Source organism: Falsiroseomonas sp. RANM36 (assembly GCF_056682175.1).
This window is the reverse complement of record NZ_JBWXTD010000006.1, coordinates 446,868-450,943: the sequence shown is the minus strand read 5'-3', so window position 1 is coordinate 450,943 and position 4,076 is coordinate 446,868. Positions and strand designations below refer to the sequence as shown.

Annotated in this window: 5 protein-coding genes; 1 reads left to right on the top strand and 4 read right to left on the bottom strand. The window is 72.8% G+C overall.

All coding sequences use genetic code 11. From position 1 onward, the window contains the following. Positions 1-94: 94 nt before the first annotated feature. The 4 genes from AC1MIR_RS23780 to AC1MIR_RS23765 all read right to left on the bottom strand — a co-directional run bounded on the left by AC1MIR_RS23780 (position 95) and on the right by AC1MIR_RS23765 (position 3,264). On the bottom strand, positions 95-1,213 hold the full coding sequence (locus AC1MIR_RS23780; protein WP_480030648.1) for an OmpA family protein: 1,119 nt from the start codon (positions 1,211-1,213) through the stop codon (positions 95-97). A 218-nt stretch (positions 1,214-1,431) separates the two neighbouring features. After that, on the bottom strand, positions 1,432-2,556 hold the full coding sequence (locus tag AC1MIR_RS23775) for a 5-(carboxyamino)imidazole ribonucleotide synthase (protein WP_480030647.1): 1,125 nt from the start codon (positions 2,554-2,556) through the stop codon (positions 1,432-1,434). Further along, complete coding sequence (gene purE / locus AC1MIR_RS23770; protein WP_480030646.1) at positions 2,553-3,041, bottom strand: 5-(carboxyamino)imidazole ribonucleotide mutase; 489 nt, start codon at positions 3,039-3,041, stop codon at positions 2,553-2,555. The genes AC1MIR_RS23775 and purE overlap by 4 nt, the downstream gene beginning before the upstream one ends. Before the next feature lie 22 nt (positions 3,042-3,063). After that, on the bottom strand, positions 3,064-3,264 hold the full coding sequence (locus tag AC1MIR_RS23765; RefSeq protein WP_480030645.1) for a YdcH family protein: 201 nt from the start codon (positions 3,262-3,264) through the stop codon (positions 3,064-3,066). 256 nt (positions 3,265-3,520) lie between these two features. Between AC1MIR_RS23765 and AC1MIR_RS23760 the strand changes: the two genes are divergently transcribed. Next, positions 3,521-3,697 (top strand): YdcH family protein, encoded by a 177-nt coding sequence (locus AC1MIR_RS23760; protein ID WP_480030644.1) that lies wholly within the window; start codon positions 3,521-3,523, stop codon positions 3,695-3,697. Positions 3,698-4,076 lie beyond the last annotated feature (379 nt).

Sequence of the window (4,076 nt, the reverse complement as noted above, 5' to 3'; positions counted from 1 at the left end):
GCTCCGTAAATTCCCCCCCCTTTTTCGGGGCCCGCCCCCACACCAACCGGGGCGCCGCGGGGCCCCCCTTCTCGTTTCCGGCTTGCGCCGATCGTCAGCGAAGAACGATCTCGACGCGGCGGTTCTGCGGTTCGCGCACGCCGTCCGCGGTCGGGACCAGCGGGCGGGTCTCGCCGAAGGCCTGGATGACCATGGCGGAGCGCGGAACGCCGCGGCGCTCGAGCTCGGCGGCCACCGCGTCGGCGCGGCGCTGCGAGAGGCCCATGTTGTACTGCGGCGTGCCGGAGCGGTCGGCGTGGCCGGCCACCTCGATCCGCGTCGTGCCGACGCGCTGCGCGTTCTGCGCCGCCTCGGCGATGATCTGGCGGGCGCGCTCGGTCAGCGTCGCGCGATCCCAGTCGAAGAAGACCAGGAAGGTGCGGGCCGGGGCCGGCGCGGCAGCCGGGGCAACCACCGGCGGCGGCGGCGGGGCCGCGTTGAAGGCGTAGCGGACGCCGATCAGCAGGCTCCAGTTCGCGTTGTCCACCTCGGCCGCGCCGCCCTGCCTGACCTGCCGGCCCGTCGCCGACGAGGTGTAGGTCGCATCCACCTCGCCCGAGAGCGTCGCGAAATAGCGGCCCTCAGCGGTGATCGCGAGGCCCGGCACCGAAGCGATCGGGAAGGCGGCGCCGACGATCGCCTGGTAGGCGAAGTCGCCGCTGTCGCCGTCGAGGTTCAGCTGGTTACCCGTCGTCGCGTTGCGGACGTTCACGCTGTCCCAGTTCTGGATCGCGTAGCCGATACCGGCGCCGATGTAGGGAACGATGAAGGCGCCGGGGCCCATGTTGAAGTCATACAGCACGTTGGCCATCACGCCGTAGGACTGCACGCTGCCGCCCTGGCTGCGCGGGCCGGTGATGCCGTTGAAGCCCGAGATGCCGTCCATGTCGTTGTCGCGGTAGTTGCCCTCGATCTCGGCGCGGACGCCGTTGCCGAAGCCGTAGCCCAGGCTGATGACGCCCACCCAGCCGGTGTTGAAGCTGGCCTGGCCGGTGGTGCCGACGCCGGCATTGCCCATCGCGGTGCGCAGCGCGCCCTGCGTGGTGATGTCGCTGTCCTGCAGCCAGTTCGCACCGAGACCGCCGGCGATGTAGAGGCCGGTGACCGGCTGCGCCTGCGCGGCGACCGGCAGAGCCAGCACCGTCGCGGCGAGAAGGGCCTTCTTCAGGCTCATGAGATATTCTCCTCAAACCAATCCATTGCACCGCTGCGATGGCCACCGCCTTGCCGGCTTTCCGTGGGGAATTTCCCTGCGGACGCGGCGCCAGGCGGCTCAATCCCCTGGCAGTGCATGCAAAGAACCCTATCACCGGAAATGGCCCGCTGACAGCGCGCGTGGTACGGAATTACCCGACTGTTGCTGGCGTGCCACAGCGCGGCATCACGGCCACGTCAGGTTGGTGCGAGCCGGCCTGGATCGCCCGTCGCGGCAACCGTTCCCGGCGGCAAGAGCCGTGTTGCATGGCCCAGCTTGCGTCCGGGCCGCGCCTCCGCCTTGCCGTAGAGATGCAGCGCCACCGCCGGCATCGCGGCCAGCGCCGGCCAGCGGCCGAAGGAGTCGGGGCCGACAAGGTTCTTCATCACTGCGTCGTGATGTCGCGCCGGATCGGGCAGCGGCAGGCCGGCGACCGCCCGGACATGCATCTCGAACTGGCCGCAGAGGCAGGCATCCATGGTCCAATGCCCCGAATTGTGCGGCCGCGGCGCCATCTCGTTGGCCAGCAGGCGGCCATCCGGCAGCAGGAACATCTCCAGCGCCAGCAGGCCGACGAGGCCGAGCGACTCGGCGAGCCGCGCGACATGGCCGCGCGCCGCCGCCGCCACCGCTTCCGGCACCGGCGCCGGCGCGATCGAGATGTCCAGGATATGGTGGGCGTGGCGGTTCTCGGTGGCGTCGAAGGTCACCACCGCGCCATCCGCCCCCCGCGCGGCGATCGCCGAGATCTCCCGCTCGAAGGCGACGAAGCCTTCCAGCACCAGGGGCTTGGGCGCCAGCCTCTCCCAGGCCGGGTCGAGATCCGCGGGCGCGCGCAGCACCGCCTGGCCGCGCCCGTCATAGCCGAGCCGGGTGGTCTTCAGCACCGCCGGCAGGCCGATCGCCGCCACCGCGGCATCCAGCTCCGCCCGCGACCGCACCTCCCGCCAGGGGGCGACCGCGAGCCCGGCCGATTCGCAGAAGCGCTTCTCCAGCACGCGGTCCTGGCCGATCCGCAGCGCCTCCACCCCCGGCCGGCAGGGCACCAGCGGCGCCAGGATGTCGAGGGTCGCGGCCGGCACGTTCTCGAACTCGAAGGTCACCACGTCCACCGAAGCGGCGAAGGCGCCGAGCGCTGCCGCATCCTCATAGGGCGCGACGGTCCGCGCGGCCGCCACCTGCATCGCCGGGCTGTCGTCCTCCGGCGCATAGACATGGCAGCGATAGCCGAGCCGGGCCGCGGCCAGCGCCGACATCCGCCCGAGCTGCCCGCCGCCGAGGATGCCGATGGTCGCGCCGGGCGGCAGGGGCGCGGCGCTCATGCCGGCGTCTCCGGCACCGAATCGGTCTGGGCCTGCCGCCAGGCGGCCACGCGCCGCGCCAGCGCCGGGTCCGACAGCGCTAGGATCGCCGCGGCCAGCAGCGCGGCGTTCACGGCCCCGGCCCGCCCGATCGCCAGCGTGCCGACCGGAATGCCGGCCGGCATCTGCACGATGGAGAGCAGGCTGTCCTGCCCCTTCAGCGCATGGCTTTCCACCGGCACGCCCAGCACCGGCAGGGCGGTGAGAGACGCCGCCATGCCCGGCAGATGCGCCGCCCCGCCCGCCCCGGCGATGATCACCTTCAGCCCGCGCTCCGCCGCGCCGCCCGCATAGTCGTAGAGACGCCGCGGCGTGCGGTGGGCGGAGACGACGCGGCTCTCATGCGGCACGCCGAGGCGCTCCAGCGTCTCCGCCGCGTGGCGCATCGTCTCCCAGTCGGAGGTCGAGCCCATGATCAGGCCGACCAGCGGCGCGGTGTCCGGCATGGCGAGCCCCCCGGGTCCGGCGCTAGGCGATGACATCGGGGATCAGCCGGCTTTCCAGCCAGGCGATCTCGTCCTTCAGCTTGAGCTTGCGCTTCTTCAGCCGCTGGAGCTGCAGCGCATCGGCCCCCGTCTCGCTGAGGCGCGTGATCACCGTATCGAGGTCACGATGCTCGCTGCGCAATTCGTGCAGCCGACGGAGGAGGCTGTCGCGGTCGGCCAGCATGCGCCCCCGGATCCGATCTCTACGTTGCGTCAGCCGGAACCCCGCCTGCCCCGCGGGGCGGACCGGACCGGCGGCGGGCCGAAGAAACCCTGGACCCCGCCGCCAGGGGGAATAACATGCGGTGCGTGGGGGCAGAAGTGACGGATCGCGGGGCGCACGCGATGCGCGTGCGTCCGGGGGCGCCGCTCGGCGGGCCACCGGTCTCCCCGCTGCCCGCCACGGGCCCCTGCGGACAATGGACCAGGGATGATTGCCCATGGCTGAACTCGCCCGCCTGCGCACCCTCGAGGAGCGCCACGCCGCGCTGGAACTGCGCATCGCCGAGGAGGACAACCGCCCCCGGCCCGATGCGGAGCAGTTGAGCCGGATGAAGCGGGAGAAGCTGCGACTGAAGGAGGAGATGGAGCGGCTGCGAGGCCCCAGGGTCCACTAGCTGCCGCTGACTGCGGCGGTGGTCCTCCGGGGCCGCGTTGGGGTGTGATGGCGGCGCGGCCGCCAACCACAAGCCGGAAGTCCCGGATGGACGCCGCAGTGAGACTGGGCGCGCCACGCCGCATCGCCGAAGGATGATTGTCACGCGTCTGGCCGCCGGAGAAGGACGCGACCGCGGACGACCGCCTCGCGCTTTCGCGGGTCGGGACGTGTCCCGCGGCGGGGAAGGCGCCCTGGTCGGTTATTGAATTGATGGGCCTTGGAGCCCAGGGGGGGGCGGGAGGCGCGCCCGCGGGCGGCGGGGCGGCCGGCCGCGCCCCGCCGCCCCGGGGCGGGCGGCGGGGGGGGCCGGGGGCCGGAATACCCCGGGGGCGGCCCCC